General features: G+C 51.7%; 20 protein-coding genes. 12 read left to right on the top strand and 8 right to left on the bottom strand.

Features of this window, described 5'->3' with window-relative positions:
• Positions 1 to 11 precede the first annotated feature (11 nt).
• The 3 genes from IDM49_RS12170 to IDM49_RS00865 all read right to left on the bottom strand — a co-directional run bounded on the left by IDM49_RS12170 (position 12) and on the right by IDM49_RS00865 (position 1,549).
• Positions 12 to 317: an Ltp family lipoprotein gene (locus IDM49_RS12170; protein WP_228008126.1), complete on the bottom strand. Its 306-nt coding sequence runs from the start codon at positions 315 to 317 to the stop codon at positions 12 to 14.
• A gap of 5 nt (positions 318 to 322) precedes the next feature.
• Positions 323 to 916, bottom strand: coding sequence for an Ltp family lipoprotein (locus IDM49_RS00860; protein WP_228008127.1), 594 nt, complete (start codon positions 914 to 916; stop codon positions 323 to 325).
• A 213-nt stretch (positions 917 to 1,129) separates the two neighbouring features.
• Positions 1,130 to 1,549, bottom strand: a complete 420-nt coding sequence (locus tag IDM49_RS00865; RefSeq protein WP_190724693.1) for a YchJ family protein — start codon at positions 1,547 to 1,549, stop codon at positions 1,130 to 1,132.
• 156 nt (positions 1,550 to 1,705) lie between these two features.
• Here IDM49_RS00865 and IDM49_RS00870 point away from each other — a divergent pair, with 156 nt between their 5' ends.
• Positions 1,706 to 2,473, top strand: coding sequence for a fructosamine kinase family protein (locus IDM49_RS00870; protein ID WP_190724694.1), 768 nt, complete (start codon positions 1,706 to 1,708; stop codon positions 2,471 to 2,473).
• An 89-nt stretch (positions 2,474 to 2,562) separates the two neighbouring features.
• Here the strand turns inward: IDM49_RS00870 and IDM49_RS00875 are convergent, their stop codons facing one another.
• Positions 2,563 to 4,044, bottom strand: coding sequence for an NCS2 family permease (locus tag IDM49_RS00875; RefSeq protein ID WP_190724695.1), 1,482 nt, complete (start codon positions 4,042 to 4,044; stop codon positions 2,563 to 2,565).
• A 336-nt stretch (positions 4,045 to 4,380) separates the two neighbouring features.
• Here IDM49_RS00875 and IDM49_RS00880 point away from each other — a divergent pair, with 336 nt between their 5' ends.
• From IDM49_RS00880 to IDM49_RS00900, 5 genes are all read left to right on the top strand, one after another.
• A complete protein-coding gene (locus IDM49_RS00880; RefSeq protein ID WP_228008128.1) occupies positions 4,381 to 4,758 on the top strand; it encodes a DUF2218 domain-containing protein in 378 nt (125 codons plus the stop codon).
• Positions 4,759 to 5,046: 288 nt separating this feature from the next.
• Positions 5,047 to 5,823, top strand: coding sequence for a transposase family protein (locus tag IDM49_RS00885; RefSeq protein WP_190724528.1), 777 nt, complete (start codon positions 5,047 to 5,049; stop codon positions 5,821 to 5,823).
• 379 nt (positions 5,824 to 6,202) lie between these two features.
• Positions 6,203 to 7,345, top strand: coding sequence for a hypothetical protein (locus IDM49_RS00890; protein ID WP_190724696.1), 1,143 nt, complete (start codon positions 6,203 to 6,205; stop codon positions 7,343 to 7,345).
• A 78-nt stretch (positions 7,346 to 7,423) separates the two neighbouring features.
• A complete protein-coding gene (gene pelF / locus IDM49_RS00895) occupies positions 7,424 to 9,136 on the top strand; it encodes a GT4 family glycosyltransferase PelF (protein WP_228008129.1) in 1,713 nt (570 codons plus the stop codon).
• Positions 9,137 to 9,174: 38 nt separating this feature from the next.
• Entirely contained in the window at positions 9,175 to 10,305 is a 1,131-nt protein-coding gene (locus IDM49_RS00900; RefSeq protein WP_228008130.1) for a putative glycoside hydrolase, read from the top strand.
• 148 nt (positions 10,306 to 10,453) lie between these two features.
• Here the strand turns inward: IDM49_RS00900 and IDM49_RS00905 are convergent, their stop codons facing one another.
• The 3 genes from IDM49_RS00905 to IDM49_RS00915 form a co-directional block, all read right to left on the bottom strand.
• The gene (locus tag IDM49_RS00905) at positions 10,454 to 11,023 is read right to left on the bottom strand and encodes a YagU family protein (RefSeq protein WP_168614391.1); all 570 of its coding nucleotides are present in this window, start codon (positions 11,021 to 11,023) and stop codon (positions 10,454 to 10,456) included.
• Between the two features lie 374 nt (positions 11,024 to 11,397).
• Positions 11,398 to 11,667, bottom strand: coding sequence for a hypothetical protein (locus IDM49_RS00910; RefSeq protein ID WP_168614392.1), 270 nt, complete (start codon positions 11,665 to 11,667; stop codon positions 11,398 to 11,400).
• A gap of 225 nt (positions 11,668 to 11,892) precedes the next feature.
• Positions 11,893 to 12,459 (bottom strand): LGFP repeat-containing protein, encoded by a 567-nt coding sequence (locus IDM49_RS00915; RefSeq protein WP_190724698.1) that lies wholly within the window; start codon positions 12,457 to 12,459, stop codon positions 11,893 to 11,895.
• Between the two features lie 406 nt (positions 12,460 to 12,865).
• Between IDM49_RS00915 and IDM49_RS00920 the strand changes: the two genes are divergently transcribed.
• The 4 genes from IDM49_RS00920 (at position 12,866) to IDM49_RS00935 (ending at position 17,651) form a co-directional block, all read left to right on the top strand.
• Positions 12,866 to 14,269: an FAD-dependent oxidoreductase gene (locus IDM49_RS00920; RefSeq protein WP_190724699.1), complete on the top strand. Its 1,404-nt coding sequence runs from the start codon at positions 12,866 to 12,868 to the stop codon at positions 14,267 to 14,269.
• 131 nt (positions 14,270 to 14,400) lie between these two features.
• Positions 14,401 to 15,126 (top strand): class I SAM-dependent methyltransferase, encoded by a 726-nt coding sequence (locus IDM49_RS00925; RefSeq protein WP_190724700.1) that lies wholly within the window; start codon positions 14,401 to 14,403, stop codon positions 15,124 to 15,126.
• A gap of 493 nt (positions 15,127 to 15,619) precedes the next feature.
• Positions 15,620 to 16,957, top strand: a complete 1,338-nt coding sequence (locus IDM49_RS00930) for a TrkH family potassium uptake protein (protein ID WP_228008131.1) — start codon at positions 15,620 to 15,622, stop codon at positions 16,955 to 16,957.
• On the top strand, positions 16,950 to 17,651 hold the full coding sequence (locus IDM49_RS00935; protein WP_228008132.1) for a potassium channel family protein: 702 nt from the start codon (positions 16,950 to 16,952) through the stop codon (positions 17,649 to 17,651). The genes IDM49_RS00930 and IDM49_RS00935 overlap by 8 nt, the downstream gene beginning before the upstream one ends.
• A 91-nt stretch (positions 17,652 to 17,742) precedes the next feature.
• Here the strand turns inward: IDM49_RS00935 and IDM49_RS00940 are convergent, their stop codons facing one another.
• Positions 17,743 to 19,071 (bottom strand): D-arabinono-1,4-lactone oxidase, encoded by a 1,329-nt coding sequence (locus IDM49_RS00940; RefSeq protein ID WP_190724701.1) that lies wholly within the window; start codon positions 19,069 to 19,071, stop codon positions 17,743 to 17,745.
• 263 nt (positions 19,072 to 19,334) lie between these two features.
• Between IDM49_RS00940 and IDM49_RS00945 the strand changes: the two genes are divergently transcribed.
• Positions 19,335 to 19,928 (top strand): LGFP repeat-containing protein, encoded by a 594-nt coding sequence (locus IDM49_RS00945; RefSeq protein ID WP_190724702.1) that lies wholly within the window; start codon positions 19,335 to 19,337, stop codon positions 19,926 to 19,928.
• Positions 19,929 to 20,173: 245 nt separating this feature from the next.
• Positions 20,174 to 21,184, top strand: a complete 1,011-nt coding sequence (locus tag IDM49_RS00950) for a universal stress protein (protein WP_190724703.1) — start codon at positions 20,174 to 20,176, stop codon at positions 21,182 to 21,184.
• Positions 21,185 to 21,379: the final 195 nt, after the last annotated feature.

Here is a 21,379-nt window from a genome sequence, read left to right on the forward strand (position 1 = left end):
CGCTAGCTGGACTAGAGATTAGCTATTGCATACTCAGCCTGTTCAGGAGTGAACTGCTCACCGTATTCACTGGTGAGCTGGTCACGAATAGCCTCGGGAGACATATTCATTTCTTTTTGATAGTTCTTGGCAGATTCCAACGCTTCAGCATTCCAGTCAGCTTTGACAGTATCAACTGCGTAACGGGCCTGCTCGGGAGTGTACTGCTCACCGTATTCACTGGTGAGCTGGTCGTACAGGCCGTTATATGAGAAAGCCATCGTGTCAAGATAATTCTCTGCGCTACCTAAAGCTTCAGCATTCCAGTCAACCTTCACATTATCTACCGCGTACTGGGCGGCTTCGGGGCTAAATTTTCACCGTATTCGCTAGTCAACTGCTTGTAAAGGCCGGCTGATGAAAAATCCATAAAGTCTATGTAATCGTTAGCTTTACCGAGAGCAGATTTGTATTCAGCTGAAACTCCTGATGAGTCCTCTGCCGCCGTAGTAGTGGGAGCTTCACTGGGTTCTGGAGTTACAGTGGTTGCTGAATCAGTTGGTGGCACAATTGCTTGAACCGGGGTTTCTGATATTTCAGCAGTTGGCTCGGTGGTTTCTTCTTCAGTTGGTTCTGCTGTCGGGAGCGAAGATTCTATTGTCTGCGAGGGGGTTACAGGAGAAAGCGAAGTAGTTGCGACACTTGATGCGGTTTCATTGTGTGAAGAACCAGCTGCTGCAATACCTAAAAGTAATAGTACGAATAAAATTGGGATAAGAACTAATACCGTCACACCAATAAGAACCCAAAACCATACTTTTTTATAAAAAGGTTTTTTCGGAGGCTTGGAACCATTGAGAAATTGAGGGTTCTGGTAGGGGTTGTACTGCTGGTTGGTGTGATTGCCGCCCAAGTTATCGGGGGATGAGTGCTCCATAGAGATTTCCTTGATGGATAAAGGGATACATTATGCATATTTATTTATACACTAGTAACTTATTTTTCTAGCGTTTTACCTCAAAAGGAATATCAAAGTCTTCACATTTGGAAATCTGCGCGGAATGATTTAATTGATAGTAAACTACCGAGGCTGCACTTTAACTCGGTTTTTGAGTGAAAACCCGGGTTAAAGTGTATTTTCGGCGTGAAACTAGTCTATATCTCCATCCACGTAGAACCACGAGCCGTTTTCCTTAACAAACCGCGAGTTCTCACGTTGCACACCCTTCACCTTTTCCTCCGCCGGAACACCCGGAACTGAGCGGTAAAAAGCGGCAAAGCGCACCGTTCCGGCGGAATCGAAAACTCCACCGGTCGCGTCCTCAATATCCAGACGGTACCAGCGCAAAGAATTATCAAGCTCAAGGTCTGCAGGACGCGTACTGGCATGCCAAGTGGCGCTCAGATAGTCAGTGTCGCCTACCGCAAACGCGGTGAAGCGGGAGCGCATCAAAGCCTCAGGAGTGGGAGCAGTGAGAGTGCCGGATTCAGCGAAAGCGGTGTGAAAACGCGCGCAACAGTTGCCGTAGGTTTCGCCCGTTCCGCAGGGGCAGCGAGTGTCTGTGTTCATACCTCTAATCTAACGCAACCGTACTAAGTGGCTTTAAACTAACTTTCCGTGGATTCGCGCTGTAACTTTTACGGTTTTACAGCGCGAATCCACGAAAAGTTTCGCGCGAGACGAGAAAACCCTGCATTGCTCACCATTCTGTAGTTCAGTGGAGATATGGAAACTTTTATCAAACACGGCTCCGAACGCGCGGTAGCCTGGGAAGCTGCCGGGCTCACCTGGCTGGCAGAAGCCACTGCTGATGGCGGCGCTCGCGTGGCGCAGGTGGTCTCGGCACAGGGAGATACTTTAGAAATCGAACGCATCCAAGAAGCAACACCGTCCAAGCGGGTTGCCGGAGACTTCGGCGCGCAACTTGCCCGCACACACGCATCCGGCGCTGATGCTTTCGGGGTGGGACCCACCGGTTGGGCGGGCGCCGGACTACAAGGCCCGGCAGGTAACCAGCTCAAACTACCGCTGGGCACTTACGAAAACTGGGGTTCCATGTGGGCGGATGCGCGCATCGCCCCGCTGGTGCAGAAAGTAAAAGATTTTGGAAAAACCGAGCAGGCAGCCTTCGACCGGCTCAGCCAGCGCCTGCGCGACGGCGACTTCGACGGATCCTACGGCAGTAACTCCCAGCCCGCCCGCATCCACGGCGATTTGTGGGCAGGCAACCTGCTGTGGACGTCCTCTGATGCCGTGCTCATTGACCCCACGCCTTACGGCGGTCACCCCGAAGATGACCTGGCAGCGCTCGCACTTTTTGGTACTCCGTACTTGCGCGAGATTATCGCGGGCTATGAGCAGGTAACCCCTTTGGACGCCGGTTGGCAGGAGCGCGTGGAGCTTCACCAGCTGCACCTGCTGCTTTTGCATGCCGTACTTTTTGGTGGCGGGTACACGGCCCAAGCCCTGAGCGCGGTTAAAAAGTACTCTTAAAACAACTTTCCGTGGATTTGCGCTGTAAAAACTCGATTTTTACAGCGCAAATCCACGGAAAGTAAGAAAACCGCACGGGGGAATCGGCTTTAGCCGTGCATCCAGCCCTCAATCACGCCCATTCCAAAGAAGATGAGGAATGCGAGTGACACGATGTACATAATCGGGTGTACTTCTTTACCGCGACCCTGAATGAGGCGGATGAAGGAGTACGCCACGAAACCCGCACCAATGCCGTCAGCAATGGAGTAGGTGAAGGGCATCATCACGATGGTCAAGAACGCGGGAATACCCAGGCCCCAGTCAGCCCAGTCAATATGGATTGCCTGGCGAACCATCAAGAAACCGACAACAACGAGTGCCGGTGCAACAGCTTCAAAGGGCACAATGTTGACCAACGGTGAGACGAAGACCGCGAGCAAGAACAGCACGCCGGTGACGATGTTGGCAAGGCCGGTGCGTGCGCCTTCACCAATGCCGGTTGCTGATTCAACGAAGATCTGGTGTGCGGAGCTGGATGCGCCACCACCGAGAACTGAACCTGCAGCGTCGATAAGAAGGACGCGGTCGATGTTCTCGATTTTGCCGTCTTCGGTCATGGTGCCGGCTTCTGCGGCGAGACCAACGGAGGTGCCCATTACGTCGAAGAATACAGCGAGCAGGATCGCGAACATGAGCATGGTTGCGCCGAGGCCGCCGAGTGCGCTGCCTGCGAATGCGCCGGTCATATCAACTGCACCGATCAGTGAAAGGTCGGGAACGCCCAGCCACTGGGTGGGAATCGCGGGAACCATGAGTGACCAGCCGGTTGCTGAATCCATGGATGAACCTGAGGGTGCTACCTTCTCGATGATGATAGCGAGAACGGTGGATGCGACCACGCCGATTAGAATCGCACCGCGCACGTTGCGGATGAACAGTGCGATGGTCAAGAAGAGACCAAACAGGAAGATGAAAATCGGCCAGCCAATGAGGTGACCGCCAGCGCCGAATGAGACGGGGACGGTGGTGCCAGCAGCATCCGGCATGCGGCGAACAACGCCAGCGTTGACCAGGCCGATGAGCGCGATGAACAGGCCAATACCCACAACAATTGCGGTCTTAAGCGACTCGGGGACAGCATCGAATACTGCGCGGCGGAAGCCGGTGAGAACCAGAATCGCCATAATAATACCTGCCCACACGACCAGACCCATGATTTGCGGCCAGGTGAGGTTGGGGTTGGTTGCAATGGTGGATGCCAGCAGCGCGTTAACGCCGAGGCCCGCAGCCATCGCGAAGGGCTGCTTAGCCCACAGACCCATGATGATGGTCAAGATGCCCGCAATCAAAGCGGTAACAGCAGCAACGCGTTCGACACCAAGGGCGTTGCCGGCAGCGTCCGGGCCCAAGCCAAGAACCAAGGGGTTGAGCACAACAATGTATGCCATTGCGAAGAAGGTTGCGAGACCGCCGCGAATTTCAGTGCCGACGGTTGAACCTCGTTCAGAGATTTTAAAGAAGCGATCCAGCCCGTTTTTGGGGGCTGGTGCTGAAGCGGAAACATGAGCCGCGGTGTTCTCAGAAGCCATTCGTGAAAATCCGTAGATACTCGTTGGGTGTGCGCCCAAAAATGAAGATAGCGTCTACCCGTGAGACCTGAGAATCAGGTGCGGCACGGTTGACGCTGTTAATTACCTGTTAATCTTACGGGCGAAGAAGGGGTGCAAGATACCGAAAAGTAGCTTATGCGGTGTGTTTGTGCTTACGTATGCGCGGTGGGAGAAGCCGGTGTTTGGCAGGCCGCATCCAAAATGTTTAGTTTTGAACTATGAGCTTTGTATCAGCTACTGAACTACCCTTTATTGGGCATCGGTACCTGCTGTAAGCTCGCTCAAGTGAATGAAGATTTACATAAGGAGCAAATCTTGAGCGATCATTCCGAGAACACCGGCGAGGTTATTGCACCCGAGGATTACCCCGCAGTTGAAGAACTTGAGTTTACGGGTGAAACAATCGTCGACACCGCGCGTCCTGAACGCTACGCAAAGCAGCTAGCATCTCACTTCGGCGCGAAGCTTCCCAGCGAAGACATCGAATACGGAACCCGTCTGACTTTTAACCGCGACGGCATTTTTACCGGCTACGCAGACGTGCTGGTAGAGCCCATCGACGGCGTTGACCATCTCAAGCTCGCGGTATACGCGGCCGATGCTGAAAAGCGCGAAAAGCTGGCGGCTATTGTGGGTGGTCACTTGGAGCGTTTTGGCGAGCGTAATCAGCTAGAAGTGCACTGGGAGTTTTAGCGAATACACCCTCGGAGTGCGGTGGACACCGACGTCCGCTTTGCCTCGGGGTGTTAAAGCAGTGGGGGCGGCAGTTATAACTGCCGCCCTTTTTTGTTCCCATATTCAGGAGGTAGCGGGCAATATGAACTATTTAGAATTATGAATCAATAAATGTCGAGTCTAATTGAGGCTTATTCAAAAGTAAGAGCACACCCCACACCCACCAACTAGACAACGGCCCCACCAGCGGCAAAAATATGAGCGTTAAATCTCTACAAATAACCTCAAGCCATACCGGAAGAACCGTTGCAACACCAGCGTACAACCGGCCTCACCGCCACGCAATTCACCACGCTCCTCACAGCCCTCACCCACCACCTCACCTGGGCAAAACCAAGCGGAAGACCACCAGCCCTCACCCAAACCCAAGCCCTCAAAATCACCTTGCTCTACCACCGCCACAACCTCACCGAAGAACTCCTCGCAGAACTTTTTACCGTCTCACAACCGACGGTTTCACGAGCTATCAACACCATTGAGAGGGCACTGGAGAAAATCCTCACCCCACTGAATCGCCCTCTGGGCGAAAGCCTCAAAGCACCAGGATCCTTGGTCATCGACGGAACCCTGATACCCACATGGAATTGGCGTTCACTAGGTAAAACAAACTTCTCAGGCAAGCATAAACGTGCTGGTTTCAACCACCAAGTTATCTGCACCCTAGGTGGTAGGCTCCTGGCAATTACCGACCCCTTACCCGGAGCGAGGCATGATGCTTACGCTTTTAGAGCCCATGGACTTGATCAGTTATTAGACTCTTCGACTCTGGCTGATAAGGGTTATGTTGGTCTGGGGTTAGCCACCCCGGTCAAGCGTAAGCCTGGACAGCGGTTTAATGCTGAAGTGAAGAGGAATAATCGGCTGCTCAATCGCCTGAGGTCAGTGGTGGAGCGGGTCATCGCTCACATTAAGACCTGGCGGGTTCTGCACATGGGTTTCAGACGGCCGTTGAGCTCGTATCAGCGGGTGTTCTCGGTAGTTCGCGGGTTGGTGTTTTTGGCGGCTGGTGGGACTTTTGAATAAGCCTCATTCAACACATGCCTTTATGTGATTTTGTCCCCTTTAGCAGAGGTTTCCGTGGGCGCTTCTGTAAAAATCCATTCCCTCAATGTGGGCTGTTTGATGTTTATTTAAAGTTTTTTCTCCAACCGCTAGAGGGTTAGAAAAAACCTAATGAAACCTCAAAGCTTTTTGTTTTTTCAAAAACAGTACCCTGTTTTTAAAGAACTTATTTTGGCAACCATCGATTGATGCCAAAACCAAGAGAGAGACCAGTATAGTGTCCACTGCTATCATTTCCGGCACTCAAAAGCCGAAATTAAGCTTTAAAAAAGCTAAGTTTTTATACCAATTTTTGCTATATCTGTCGCCGGTAATTCTTCTTACGGCTATATTTCCACTAGTGACGCCGAGAATAGCTCACATACAGATTGGTGGAATTGCCCTTTCGCAGATTATTCTTGCAGTTTCTATCACCGTTCCTTGGATGTCTCAGAGCGTATGCTTGCCTGTCTACCGCGCGATGGATGACCTCTTGGGCGAAAGAAACATGGATGCCTGCATGCGAAGGTTTGCAGAATATTGGGTCACCACTAACCTTGCAGTTATCCCGATTCTAGTTTTGTTCTCGTTGCCTTTCTTCTTCGCCCTGAACTGGAGCCTTTCAGCGTTAGCCGCATACTTGATCTTGGGCTATCTGAATATGGCGTTTAGTCAGTTGCTCGTTATCGCTAATCTCCCTACAGATAGTCGAGAAACATGGGCTTATGCTTGGGTCGCCTATGCCTTTGCGCTGTTGGTATTCCCCACAGTGTGGTTTCTTCCTCCCGTGATGGGTATCCTGGTTATGCTCTTTGTCTTGCGAGGTCAGTTTCGTTACTTAGGAGCCTTTAAGCGTCTAGATTTACGCGTTGTCTCTCGAGAAATGTTGCGTGGATTTTTGATGGGAACAGTGCTGTGGGCAGATAAATACATTCTGTTCATCGCTTTAGGCGGCACTATGGATGTCATTGCTGTCTACATGGGACTGGTCCCTGCCGTTATCGCTTATAACTACTTCTTTGCTGCTGAGGCTTCCAAGATTGACCGTTCGGTAAACCAGCTACGTTCTGTTATTGAAAATAAGGGTTACCAAGAGGTAGAAGTTCAGTCTGCTGTAGTTGAGAACCGTGTTGTTAACTCCACTCGTCGAACTTTGATTTTGGCAGCAGTGAGCTCCATTATCGTAGCGATTCTCATGTATTTTTTGACCCCTGCCTCGTTCACTCTAGCCGTTTCAGTCATTATCGCGTCATGGTTGTTCTTAGCGGTAACAATTTTCTGTTATCAAATTGACTACTTAGGGTCATACGTACCCCCTCAGGTAGTTGGGCTTGCACATCTTTTGTTATGCACTGCGGCTTTTCAGCTTATTCCGCACTCCGGAGCTTACTTCATCATCATGGCAGGGGAAGCCATGCTGGTAGCTGTGAGCTACGTGATCTTCCGTCGGACGTGGAGGACTCCGGCTTACGACCTTTTCTGGCGTCATGCGATGACTTGGTAAATCGTTACTACATAACTTCATTTTTAAATTATTGCTAAGGGGACAATAGTGACCGCGAATGTATACAAAGAGCTCAGATTGCCATCATCGGATGGTAAATACACTGACCCGAATTACCCAGACGTCGATGTTGCCATTGTTATGGAGTCAACCTATCCCTTCCTCAAAGGAGGGGTCTCTGCTGTAGTCCATGACATCATTGAGACGAACCCAGATCTAACATATGGAATTATCCATATTTGTTGGGATTCGAGCTCACCCAACAAGGATCTTTACGGCATGCCGGACAATGTTTTGTGGGTTAAGACTGTCTTCTTGAGCCTTGAGGAGCACAAAGAGGAATTCGGCTTGCCCGTGAGAGATCTTAAAATGAACTCACGCCAGCGCACGGCTGTCTCTTACGAGATTATTGACGCTTTACTAGCACTTTCTGAGAATGCGGATGTTAATCCCCTCTGGGATATCTACGACCGGATGTTTGCCGATAAGAGCCGAGAATTTCCAGGCTGGGTATTACTCGGAACTAAAGAATTTATGAAGGTTTTCTTCGAGCGTATGCCAATACCTTCGATGAGTTTCTCTGAGGTATTCTGGCTGCTGCGCACCTTCTTCTCGCTTCTGTATGCGCTTTTGCATGATCGTATGCCCTACGCCCGTGTTTACCATGCGCACACCACAGGCTATGCTTCGCTGATTAGTGCAGCAGCAGCGCGTGATAACGGTACTAGCTTCTTGCTGACCGAACATAATCTATATATTCGCGATACAGTGAATACTCTGTTGGACCGTAATATGTCTCTCCCTGTTGCCGTGGGCGATGAAGATATTTTTGATCTAACCCCAGAACAACGTGCATGGGTTATCTGGTGGATTCAATTGGGTCGTTTCTGCTACCCGAGTGCAGACCTTATTACCTATCTCTATCCCAAGGCTATTGGCGAGGCTCAAGGGCTCCACGGCATGGAAGAAAAATCCATTATTTTACCCAATGGCATGTTGCTTTCAGACGTTAATGAGGCTTACGCTCTTCGTCGTTCTGCCCGCGAGAAGATTGAATTGCAGGGCAAGAATCATCACTGGAAATTTGTTTTTATTGCCAGGGTTGTTCCTATCAAGGGGCTTATTGACCTCATCGATACAGTAGAGATGCTACGAGACGAAGGCTATAACCTACACATTGATTGTCTCGGACCAACGGAGCATGTGCCTTGGTATTACGATGAGTGCCGTGAAGCAATCGCAGCTAAGGGGCTGGAAGACTACTTCACCTTCCACGGTACTGTAAATGTGCGTGAGAAACTGGGTGAATTTGATGCATTGGTCATGCCTAGCTATAACGAAGGACAACCAATTGTGGCGTTAGAAGCAATGAGCGCGTCTATCCCAGTTATTGGTTCTGACGTAGGCGGAATGTCTCAGCTCATTGACGATATCTTGGTCGGTGATGATAACGAAATGGTAGAGCGTTGCGGTATTCTTACTCGAGCGGGAGACTCCGAAGGTTTCGCTCATGCGCTCAAGCGTGTGATGGATAACCCCGCCTTCTACGAGCAACTGTGTATTAACGCACGCGAGCGAGTATCACGCTTTTTCCAGCTTCACACCGTGATGGAACGTTATAACATGATTTACCGTGACTTAGGCAAATTACCCCCTAAACCTGAACACGAAGGAATGTCCATGGACGCTGTCCGCAGTATCCCTGCCGATGAGCGTGAGCAGCAGATTTCCCTTTTGGAAAAGTCGTCTGACTTGCATACTAGCTCTGAACGCGTCTCTGTAAGCTCATGAAACCATATCTTCCGAGCGTAGCAACAAAAGGATTATGGGTGCGCTATGGTGGTCAGCCCATTACCTCCAAGCAAATTGAGTTCGCCGCCCGTCATTACACCGTGGCTTTGCTTCAGCCTGAGTATACGGATGTAGTTGCACGCCTGAAAGAAATTAACCCAGCGATGACGGTGCTTTGCTATAAGTGCCTCTCTTCTACACGTAATTACGAAACGGAGAGTCCTTTTACATCGGGGGTTTCTTTTGCTGAGGCAGAAAAGGCTGAAGCAGAAGGACAGCAGTGGTTTGCTCGCCGTCTTTCAGGGGAACGTATTGAGTGGCAAGGATATCCAGGTCACTTTCAAATGAATGTGTGGAATCCTGAATATCGACGACGCTGGGTGAAGAATATCTGCGCTGAGCTTGAAAATTCATCTTTTGACGGGGTGTTGGCTGATAACGATATTTATGGAGACTACTACGGGATTAACGTACCTATTCGTGATGCTCGTAGTATGGACCGTTTTCATAAAGGATTAGACCTTCTTATTAGAGACGCTGGCAAAGCCCTTAACGCTCGAGGCAAGATTATCGTGCCCAATATTGCAGAGTCACGTATGGCTCCTGGTAAATGGAAACGTCATAGTGCCTACGGTGGTGGATTTGAAGAGGTCTTCTTAGGATGGTCTGCTACTGAGTTTCTGAATCAGACATCAGCTCTTGCTCAAATGAAAGAGATGATGGAAGATTTCAGCGCTGTTGAAGTTGCAACATCTTCTGGTGGGGTCGAAAAACGCCCACGTTTGACTTTATTGCGTGCATCCACTGACGGCGAGGACACACACCCTAACTTTATGGCCGCGCTTGCAGCTCTCTGGGTTTTCAGCGGCGGACAGTGGAGTGCGTTGAGCGCAGGGTCTCATGATGGTCACAATGGAACACCCTGGTTAGAAGAGTTAACTTGGGATCTTGGTGCTCCCATAGGGCACCCTCAGCCGGTTAAAGGCGCTTGGATTCGAGAACTTGAGCATGGTTGGGCGGCAATAAATTTGACCAATCACGAATCTGGTCAGATTTCAGTTCCCAAGGAGTTATTTGCCGTCGAAGGAACAGCGCCAGCGACTGTAGTTCTTCCTCCGCATGGTGGGGTTGTTTATCGGACTGAGGACGCGGGTATTGCTCTGACCTAGGTATTTTCAGGTGATAAGTGAATCAGATGAGTCGTGTTAGCACGATTGGCGTCTTGCTTTCATAAATTACAGAGAAGCAGTGGGGGCGGCAGTTATAACTGCCGCCCCCACTGCTTTAAGATTATGAAGATTTTAGTGCACGATGTCTTTAGCGAACGGACGCGCGTTCGAGGGGAACTTCAGCATCAGGTTCGTGGGTGATGCGATTGCGCAGGTCGCGGCGCACAATTTCAATGGACCACATCCACACAATGTGACCGAAGGACTCAGAGAAGTGCTCGCCGAAAGGCTGGTTCCATGGCGCGGGCACGATGCCCATTGCCGGCATGATGACTACGTGGAAGGCGATGTAAAGAACGATGCCGACTGCGGCGCCCTGCCATAGTTTGATAGCAGGCCAGTACTCAGCAATGACGCAGTATGCGATAGCAAAGAAAATCGCGAAGCCGAAGTGAATGACGAAGCTCCAGTAGGGGAGCTCATTGCCCAAGTATGAGTAGGTGGCGTGAGAGGTTTCGTGCGACATGCCGAGCATTTCCCACAGTGCCTGAGGAGGGTTGGTGGCGTTTCGCTCCGGGGTGCGCGGAGGGAACGGAATCTCCCAGCCGAACTTTACGATGGCGGAGAAGATGCCCGCGATAAGACCAACAAGTACTGCCGTTCCCAGTCGACGACGCACGGGGTCGGTAATGGTTTTGAGAGTGCATGATGACGCCATGAGTACTCCTCGCAAGCTGCGCAATAGTGCGTGATTGGTATCAAGAATAAAACAGGTGATAACCTCGAATAAAGATCAGTAGATGCCCAATATTTTATATGCATTATTTAGAATATAAACAGGTCAAAAGCTCATTAACTGCCATATTTTAGCTGGCTAGGGTGAATGGCTGAAGGGCATTATGACCTTAACTATTTTTGAGGCTAAAGGCCATTTCAGCCCTAAAACCAGTATCACATCGACATTTTTCATATAACGGACGCTGGCGTCTCTTGATGTGGCCCTATATGGCAGCGCAAAAGTTTCGGGGCGGCGGCTTAAACAAGCCACCGCCCCGAAACTTCTCAATCATCGGTTCTACTGAACCGAGCGTCCTACCAATTCATAACCTCAGACTCCACGCCCATGATGATGCGGTCGCCGTCGCGTCCTTCACGCAAAAACTGAGTCATGCGATGGGGTGCGATGGCGATGCAACCCCACGACTGGTAGGTATCGGCGGTGCTACCAGAGCCGCTGTACTTCACGGTGTGCAACATAATTGCAAAACCTGCGTTGCCCGACGGAACAGACCCATCAGGGTTGCGGTTGTAATCAATCAAAATGCCCTGACGGTACTCGCCGCGAAGGGAGAAGTTCCACATGTTCTCATTGGGGTAGCCGAGATTAATGTCTTCAATGTACTTGTTGTAGTACCAGGTAAAGCGGTCGCCGCCCCAACGGGATGTGGGGTTGAGGGTGTGGTAGCCGCTGAATCCGCTTCCGGGGTTAGAGACACCGTAGGGGTTTGAGAAACCGAAGGATCCAGTAGGAGAGTAGGCCCCTGCGGTATTGCCAGTAACACCTGCAGGCAGAAGCTCGCCGGTCTCTTAGTCATCGATGCGTTTCCCCGGTGCGAGGAAGCCGCTTTCACCATATGCCGCGGTGGTCTTCCACTTGAGCGTGTACATGCCGTAGGTGTTTTCACAGGAGTAGAAAGTGCCGTGTGAGCCTACCGGGTCATTGCGATAAGCGGAGTATCGAGGTGCTAGCGCGAGAGCAACCTGACGCGCACCTTGCGGAGAGTACTTTGAGCGTCCGTTATTGAGGGGTACACATTTTTGAGCTTCGTGACCAATCGCGCCACCGCCGAAGTTATCCCAGGTGACTACGCCGTACTGGAATTTTTGGTAGCAACGGCCGTTGGTGCAGGTCTCTTCGGATGTGGGGTAACCGTAGCGTTGCGGGGTGTCTACACCGCCAGTACGGAAGTTGCCGTTATTCGCCCAGTAGCTACCGATAGCACCACCAAAGTTGACGTAGTGAGTGCCGGTGCCCCAATTGGTCCAGTACATGGCGTCGAACTTGCCAGCGGGTGTCTTGAAGAGCTGTTCGACCGCTTGACCACCTGAGAGCGATGCTTCATCACGAACAGGTATGCCGTATGCGGAATTCATTCCACCTGCTTTTTCCTAGGTGCTACGAACGGCGCCCCGCATCCGGCAAGCGTCGTGATGGCTAGGGGCGCCTGTAGCGGCTGCAAAAAAAGGGGAGGGCGGGGCATATGGTCACCTGAGATCTAGTGAGGGGATTGACTCACATTGTCCACTAATATGGTTATAAGTGACGCACAACTCACCGATAATTCGTGTAAGAAACCCCAAGAATTTTTGAGCCGCTGACCTTATCTGAAATCGTGACTCAAGTTAACGAACGTCAAGTATTTTTACGTCAAAGTTAAGCAAACCTAAGTTTTATGTCACTGTGCCTGCAACAGGCTGACCCTCACGTGTACGTCCTAGTAAACTGGGGAGCAATTGTCTAAAGAATTCATAGCCCCATGCGGGCTTGAAAGGAATTATTGTGTCTGAAGCTCCACGCCCGTTGCGCGTTGCTGTTATTGGTTCAGGTCCTGCCGGTATTTATGCAGCCGACATCTTGACCAAGTCTGAAGAAGTAAAGAACGGCGATGTTCCCGTAGCCATCGACATTTTTGACCGCTACCCTGCACCGTTCGGCCTGATCCGCTACGGCGTGGCTCCCGATCACCCGCGTATTAAGGGCATCATCACCGCCCTGCACAAGGTGCTCGACCGCGGCGATATTCGCTTCTTCGGCAACGTGGAATACGGCAAGGATCTTTCACTTGCTGACTTCCAGGAGCACTACGACGCAATTATCTTCGCAACCGGTGCTATCAAGGACGCTTCACTGGACATTCCCGGTGTGGAACTCGACGGCTCATACGGCGCATCGGACTTCGTCTCATGGTACGACGCTCACCCCGACTACCCCCGCACCTGGCCGCTGAACGCCAAAGAAGTGGCGGTTATTGGTAACGGTAACGTAGCGTTGGACGTCGCTCGTATGCTGTCAAAGCACGCTGATGATCTGCTGGTCACCGAAATTCCCGACCACGTCTACGAGGGCCTTAAATCATCACCCGTTACTGACGTTCACGTCTTCGGACGCCGTGGCCCCGCACAAATTAAGTTCACCCCGCTGGAGTTGCGCGAGCTGGCGCACTCACGCGACGTTGACATTGTGCTCTACGAAGAAGACTTCCAGTTCGACGACGCCTCAAAGGAGGCAATGAAAACCAACGGCCAGGTGAAGGTCATGATGAAGACCCTCAACGGCTGGTTGGAGAAGCAGAAGGAAGAGGAGCAGACCGCATCACGCCGTCTGCACCTGCACTTCTTGCAGTCACCCGTTGAAATCAAGGGTGAAGACGGCAAGGTAACCGGACTGAAGATGGAACGCAACGAGCTCAACGGCAACGGTGGCGTTACCGGTACCGGTGAGTACGTTGAGTACCCCATGCAGGCTATCTACCGCGCCATCGGCTACTTCGGCTCAGAGCTGCCCGACGTTGGCTTCGACGTTGAGCGCGGCGTCATCACCAACGTTGAAGGACGCGTCATCGACGACTCCGACGTGCCCGTACCGGGCCTATACGCAACCGGTTGGATTAAGCGCGGCCCCGTTGGTCTGATTGGTTCCACCAAGTCAGACGCGCTGGAGACCGTCACCCACCTGCTTGAAGACCGCGATGACCTGTACACCGCGTCTGAACCCGATGCTGAGAAGTTCACCGAATTCTTGGACTCCAAGGGCATCAAGTACACCACCTGGGAAGGCTGGCACAAGCTGGACGAACACGAGAAGGCACTCGGTGAGCAGTCCAAGGATGCCAACGGTGAGCCCCGCAAGCGCGTGAAGGTGACCGACCGCGACGAGATGATCCGCATTTCACGCGGTGAGTAACCTCTAGGCTCGAAAACTTACTCCCAAAGTGTGTTTGTACTGACGCTAGTGTCAGTACGTTCGCACTTTGGGAGTAATTTTTTGCGCCGGACATGTTTATCCGCGCGGAAGTGCTCTGTCATACTACGCTTATGATCTATAACAATTCCCACCTCGCTGCGATTTACGACGCTGATAATCCTGACGGCGAAGATCATGATTTCTTTCGAGCAAAAGCTGAAGAGCTCACAGCCCTCCGCATCGTAGATTTAGGATGTGGAACCGGTCTTCTTACCACCACATTGGTTTCACCGGACCGCTCTGTAGTGGGGATTGACCCTGCGGACGCGATGCTTGATGTTGCACGCGCGCGTCCTGACGGTCAGCAGGTGGAATGGCTGCAGGGTACAGCAGAGCTTATCCAACCAGCATCAGTGGACTTAGCCATCATGAGTGGAAATGTCGCTATGCATATTTTGAGCGATGAATGGCATAAGACGCTGGGACATATATCGAAGGGTCTGCTGAAGGGCGGCAACCTCATTTTTGAGTCTCGTAACCCTGACGCAGAGGCCTGGAAAAATTGGAGTCACCAGGTCACCCGGGAGACACCAATAGGCTTGCTTCAAGAATCGGAAGAAACGACCGAACCGGATGAGCACGGGATAGTCACTATGAAGTGTCACTATAGGTTTCTTGAAGATAACTATGAACTTGATACGCAACAAAAGCTACAGTTTCGTTCCCATCAACAAATTGTTGAGGACCTTGAAGCTGTTGGGCTCGTCGTAACTGCATCCTATAAAAATTGGCATCGTGAGGATTTCACTGGCGGATTGGAGCAACCGCTTATGGTTTTCGCGGCAGAGAAAGAATAAAAGATGCCCTCAATATGAATTCATATTGAGGGCATTGTTCTCACCAAAACATTCAAAGAGGTGGGGCGCAGACTGGGAGCCTGCGCCCCTTTCTATCTCTAATCGTCTTTCTTGAACCAGCTACGAATGGTGTCCGCAGAACCTACAAGGTTCTTGACAATCACCGATACTGAGACAAGAATCAGAGCTAGAGATGTAATGTCGGTCCAAGACATTACGCCTCCTTTATATATTTTTAGTGAGTGCGACCCCGGTTCGAGCTGGGGCCGCATTTTTATTGTATGACTCATTGTTGAACGCTGAGAAACTTACTCCCAAAGTGTGTTTGCACTGACACTAGTGTCAGTACGTTCGCACTTTGGGAGTAATTTTTTTGCCCCGGACACGTTCACCCGGACGCGGCTCTCAGCCGACACTCAGACACGAAAATTTCTGCATCCGCAAAATCCGTGTTTTACGTGAAAACCGCGCGGGCTGCCCTAAGATATCCTCTGTGCCGATTTCACCACGAGTAAATCCTCAGCGCAGCGTCTTTCTCGGATTCCTCACCGTTATCCTTGCCGGTACGCTTCTGCTTCTTCTGCCGATTTCGCATTTGCAGCCGTCAGCGCACAGGATCATCGATAATCTTTTTACCGCAGTTTCTGCTACCTGCGTGACGGGTCTATCTACCGTCGACACCCCTAAGTATTGGTCAACTACCGGCTTGGTCATCATTATGTTGCTGATTCAGGTGGGTGGTCTGGGCGTCATGACGCTGGCAACCGCTATTGGCGCGTCCATTCAGCGTAACCATATGACGTTGAATGCCAAACTGAAGACGTCCGCCGAGGTGCGCGGTAATGGCTTGTTCAATATGCGTAAAGCTGTGTTGCGCATCATTAAAATTTCGCTCATGTTTGAGGCTGCTGGTGCTCTTATCATGTCTTTGCGCTTTTATTTCGGTTACGGAATGAGTCTCGGGGACGCCCTCTGGCACGGTGTTTTTCATGCGGTTTCGGCCTTCAATAATGCGGGTTTTGCCTTATATTCCGATAATCTGATGAGTTTCACTGACGACCCTGTGATTCTATTGACCATTAGTCTTTTGATTATTTGTGGCGGGCTGGGTTTTCCGGTTCTGATGCAGCTTCGTAAGTACGGCGCTCACCGTCACTTTTGGAATATGGGCACCAAGCTGGTTCTCTACGGCACAGCTATTTTGCTGGTAGTTGGCACTGTTGGCGTGGCTGTTATTGAGTGGAATAACCCTGCCACTCTTGGCCCCATGAACGTCTGGGAGAAGCTCCTGAACGCTTTCGCCCAGTCCGTTTCGACGCGTACTGCCGGGTTTAATAACCTCAATATGGGTGCCCTTCACCCCTCTACTCTCATGTTCATTGATTTGTTGATGTTCATCGGTGGTGGTCCGGCAGGTACTGCCGGCGGTATCAAGATCACGACTTTTGGCGTCCTCTTTTTCATTCTTCTGACTGAGATGCGCGGCGATGGCGCGGTAAACATTTTCGGCAAGCGTTTGTCGCGCTCTGTTCATCGCGAGGCGATTACTGTTGTGCTGTTGAGTGCCGCGCTAATTTTTGCCAGTGTGTTTGTGCTTCAGCTGCTGACTAATTTCACGAGCGATCAGATCGTTTTTGAGGTCGTCTCAGCCTTCGCAACCGTTGGTCTGAGCACTGGTATCACGCCCGTCATGCCCGATGCCGGGAAGATTATTCTCATTATTCTTATGGTGGTTGGACGCGTTGGCCCCGTGACCGCTGCCGCTGCTTTTGCGTTCCGTCGCAAGGCTGTCTACTACGAATTCCCTAAGGAAAGGCCGATCATTGGTTAGTAAAAAGAGACTCGCGTTCTTTAACGCCGATATGACGGGCGAGAAGAAGACCGTTGCGATTATTGGCCTGGGACGTTTTGGGCAGTCTATGGCGCTGGAGCTGATGGCGGACGGTGCTGAGGTGCTGGGTATTGATAATGACCCTAACGTTGTGCAGCAGATGAATAATCGCCTCAGCCATGTGGTGCGTGCTGATGCGACTAATCCTGAGGTGCTGGAGCAGCTCGATATTCTTGATTTTGATCGCATTGTAGTGGCGATCGGTAACCATCTAGAGTCCAGTATTTTGGTGACTTCTTACCTGTTGCGTCAGGGCGTAACGAACATCTGGGCGAAGGCTGTTTCTGAGCAGCACGGCATTATTTTGCAGCAGCTGGGCGTTGAAAAGGTTGTATTCCCTGAGCGTGATATGGGTAAGCGTGTTGCGCATCTTTTGCAGGGTGGTTTGCAGGAATACATTCAGATTGACCGTAATTGTGTGACGGTGATGTCTTCTGCACCGCGGGTATTCGTGGGCAAGGACGTCCGCCCCCGCCAGCTTTTGCAACAGTATGGTTTGGCTTTTACCGCTTTTAAGGATGCGCGTGGGCAGTGGCATCATTTGCCGGAAAGTATGCGCGTTGAGGCAACGGATACCGTGGTGTTTTCTGGGCCGCCACAGCAGGTGGAGCAGTTCGCGCGTCAGTACCTGTAGGTCTGATCTTAAAAAGTTACTCCCAAAGTGTGTTTGTACTGACGCTAGTGTCAGTACGTTCGCACTTTGGGAGTAACTTTTTGCCCCGGTATTACTGACCGAGCAACACTTTCTCCAAATAGTCGTTCAAGAAGATGCCTTGCGGGTCTAAGTGATCGCGTAGCCTGACGAACGCCTCGAAGTCGGGGTAGACCGCAGAGAGGGACGTGGCGTCCTGGGTGTGTAGCTGTCCCCAGTGTGGGCGTCCGCCGTAGTCTTTGAAGATTTCTTCGATGAAGGTGAATTCTTCAAGATAGGGTGCCCGCCAATATTCTCGAACTGAAATATAGCCGGTAGTGCGCCCGTTTGCGGGGGAGAGCGGTAAATCGTCACCCGCTGAGGTCCGTACTACCAGCGGGTAGGCGAGTTCGCCGCGCATATCGCCCAGCTTTTCGCGCAGTTCGTCGAGCACAGCCGGTAGATGTGCGATATCGAAGGCGTATTCCATGTTGTTTTGGCGGACGCGGCGACGCACGGTGAAGACCTGCGGAGCCAGATCAGCGTAACGACGGTTGCCTTTGCCCCAGTTGGCAATGACGTTGAGAGCTTTCTGCGTTGAGGGCGCTTTTGCGCCGAGCATGAGCATGCCTTCGTGTACGCCGTTATTGAGCAGTAAATCGCCGCCGTGACGACGCGCGCGGGAGAGCTGTGCGTAGTGCGGCTCGTAGCCGTCGGGCATAAGCGGCAGGCGGGTGAGGCGTCGCGTCCTAACATCGGATGCGCCGGGGAACCAGCTGAATTCGTAGTGGTCGGCGCCGCGCGAGCGTTCTTCGAAGGCGGGCACAATTTTGTTGTAGTCGTGGCCGCGTTCTGCCGCGTGCAGGCGAAAGAGCGGAACAACGTTGAAAGTTAGTTCGACGATAATGCCCAGCGATCCTAAACCGACCAGCGCGGCTCTAAAAATCTCGGGGTTTTCGTCTGCTGAGCAGTGAAGTAGTTCGCCGTTGGCCGTGACCATGCGCAGCGCAGCTACCTGCGTCGCTATAATGCCGTAGCTGATTCCGGTGCCGTGCGTGCCAGTTGCAACTGCACCCGCGAGACTCTGTTCGTCCAGGCGTCCGAGGTTTTCAAAAGCTAGACCGTAGTGCATGAGTGCTTTGTTGGCGTCGCGGACGCTGGTGCCCGCTAAGAAGGTGGCTGTGCCGGCTTCGCGGTTCACGCGGGTGATGCCGGTGAGAAAGTCTAGACGGACAAGGGTTCCTGAGGGCTGGGCGATTGCCGATGAACTGCGGGAGTAGCCAATAACTTTGATGCGGCTCTTGCGTTCGCGGGCATCTGCAACGATGCGCTGGAGTTCAGCTACAGAGCGCGGTGTAAGAATCTGGCTGACTTCGGCGGCGTGCTGTTTTCCCCAGGTAGTCCAGGTGTGTTCCGTGCTCATAGTGCCTCTCCAAAACGGCGCTGTTTGTGTACTTGTTCTCTATTGTGACACTGAAAAATCGGTACGTGTTGATGAATTTTAGGATTTCTCTATGAGTCACAATTTCGGCACGAAATGATAACGATTTGGTAACGAAACCCTGAAAATACGCTCCCTATAGAATCACAATTCAATTAATACGGTTTCACTCCTTTCAAATGTGTGATGCACTGGAGATAAGTGGAAAAGAACTTATTTGTCGATACCAAAGAAGAGAGGCAAAGATGAGCATCTTGGCACACTCCGTAAAGAACATGAAGAAAATGGCTGGCGTAGGCGCTACCGTTGTTGCTCTTTCAGTAGGTGGCTTCACCGGCGCTCAGGCTACTGAAATCGGTACCGCACCCCAACAGCAAGAGAACGTTACCGGCGTCGCTAACGTTACTTTCCAGCCCATTGATGGCGGAGCTGTTGTTTCTAATGGTTTCAGCTCTCACGCTGTTACCGGCGATATTTACAACGCGTGGATCACTGCTGGTTACCCCACCGCTTTGTCGGGTACTCCCGTGCACTTCCTGCTTCCCTACACTTATCAGGTAGCTGTGGGCGATGGCGTCAAGCAGTCGTTCTCCAGCGAGGGTGGACGCGGCGTTTTCTACGCTAACCCCACTGCAGGTGCGCACTTTGTTGATGTAGATACTGCTGCTGGTCAGTTCTACGAAATCAACGGTGGTGCTACCGCATATGGCTTCCCGACGGGTGAGGTTGTTCAGACTGAAGGTCAGACTATTTTGCCCACCGAATACGGTGCAATCAGCGCGACATTCCAGAACGGTCAGATGGTGGGAACCTTTATTCCTAACCCTGCCGGTAACTAGTTGTTACTTCGAGTAACCCCTGTGGTGGCGGATGCAAACCCCAAGTGTCCGCCACCATTTTTATATCTTCGTTTCAATGCGTGTACTAAATATTCGTGCAAATCATCGTCACTATTTGTCATAGACGTGCTTGCGCGCCCACCTCAGGGTGGACGGGACTACACTGGAATGAGATAAAAGATTCTTGCGACCGGCTAATTCGTAGAGATCGCAAGGGACAATAATCCACGGGAGGATGTCACACCATGAGTGAACTTTCATTTGGTCGCCAGGCAGTTGCAAACCGTTCTTCTGAGGCTGAGCTTTCGAAGATTTCAGGCGAGATTATTGTTGGTCTCGACGGCTCTAAGCAGAGCTACGGTGCGTTGCGCTGGGCTGCTCACGAGGCTAAATTGCGCAACATTCCTTTACGCGTGGTGACTGCTTACTCCCTTCCTGTATTCACCGGTAGCGGCTTTGATGCTGGTTATTCAGTTATTGATGAGGACGCGCTGGTAGAAGGCGTCGCTCAGATTCTTGACGAGGCAAAGGACCGCTTGGGTGCTCTCGGCGACGAAATCGATCTGCGCGTGAGCGTGCAGACCGGCGACGCATCCGCCATCTTGCTGGAACTTTCCAAGAACGCTGAGCTCGTGGTCGTTGGCTCCCGCTCGCACGGTGCATTCTTGGGACGCCTGCTGGGTACCGTCTCAACCTCACTACCGGCGCACTCACACTGTCCGACTGTAGCTGTTCCACACGCTTATGCAGACAAGATTGCTGAAAACCCAGAAATCCTCGATGAGCGTCGCCCCGTTGTCGTTGGTTCTGACGGCTCTGATCAGGCGCGTCTGGCTATTTTGAAGGCAGCTGAAGAGGCATCACGACGCGGCGCCAAACTGGTTCTGGTCAACGCGCTCGCACCGTACACCGGGGCTTTGAACTGGGTGCCGGCGGCTGTCGACTTTGAGGCAATTTACCGTGAGGTCGCCGCGCTTCAGCGTAAGGCAGCGGAATGGATTCGCGGTTACTTCCCCGAGCTTGAAATTGAGTTCAAGCTCATCGACGGTTCTGCTTCGCAGGTTCTTATCGAAGAAGGCAAGACCGCTGAGCTCATGGTGGTCGGTACCCGTGGACGCGGTGGCTTGACTGGCATGGTTCTCGGCTCAACCTCGCAGGGCGTCCTGCATCACGCACCGGTGCCGCTGATGGTTGTTCCCGAGATGGAGGACGAACGCGTCGACACCGCGCCGGAGGCAGATGTTACTTGGGGCTAATGCCTCTTTAGGCGTAAGCTGAACATAACAAGCAGGGAAGTCCCGCCGGAAAATCAAGGTTCTTGAGGCTCCGACGGCGCTTCCCTGCTGTTGTTTTAAAAACTTTGAAAATTTTTTTGAGAAAAAATTTATTTCGAAAAATATTGCTCTGACTAGGGGAAATAATTTTCTTACAGCTACGAAAAGTACGTTTTT

This window comes from Rothia terrae, from assembly GCF_014705925.2.
GTDB classification, from domain to species: domain Bacteria; phylum Actinomycetota; class Actinomycetes; order Actinomycetales; family Micrococcaceae; genus Rothia; species Rothia terrae.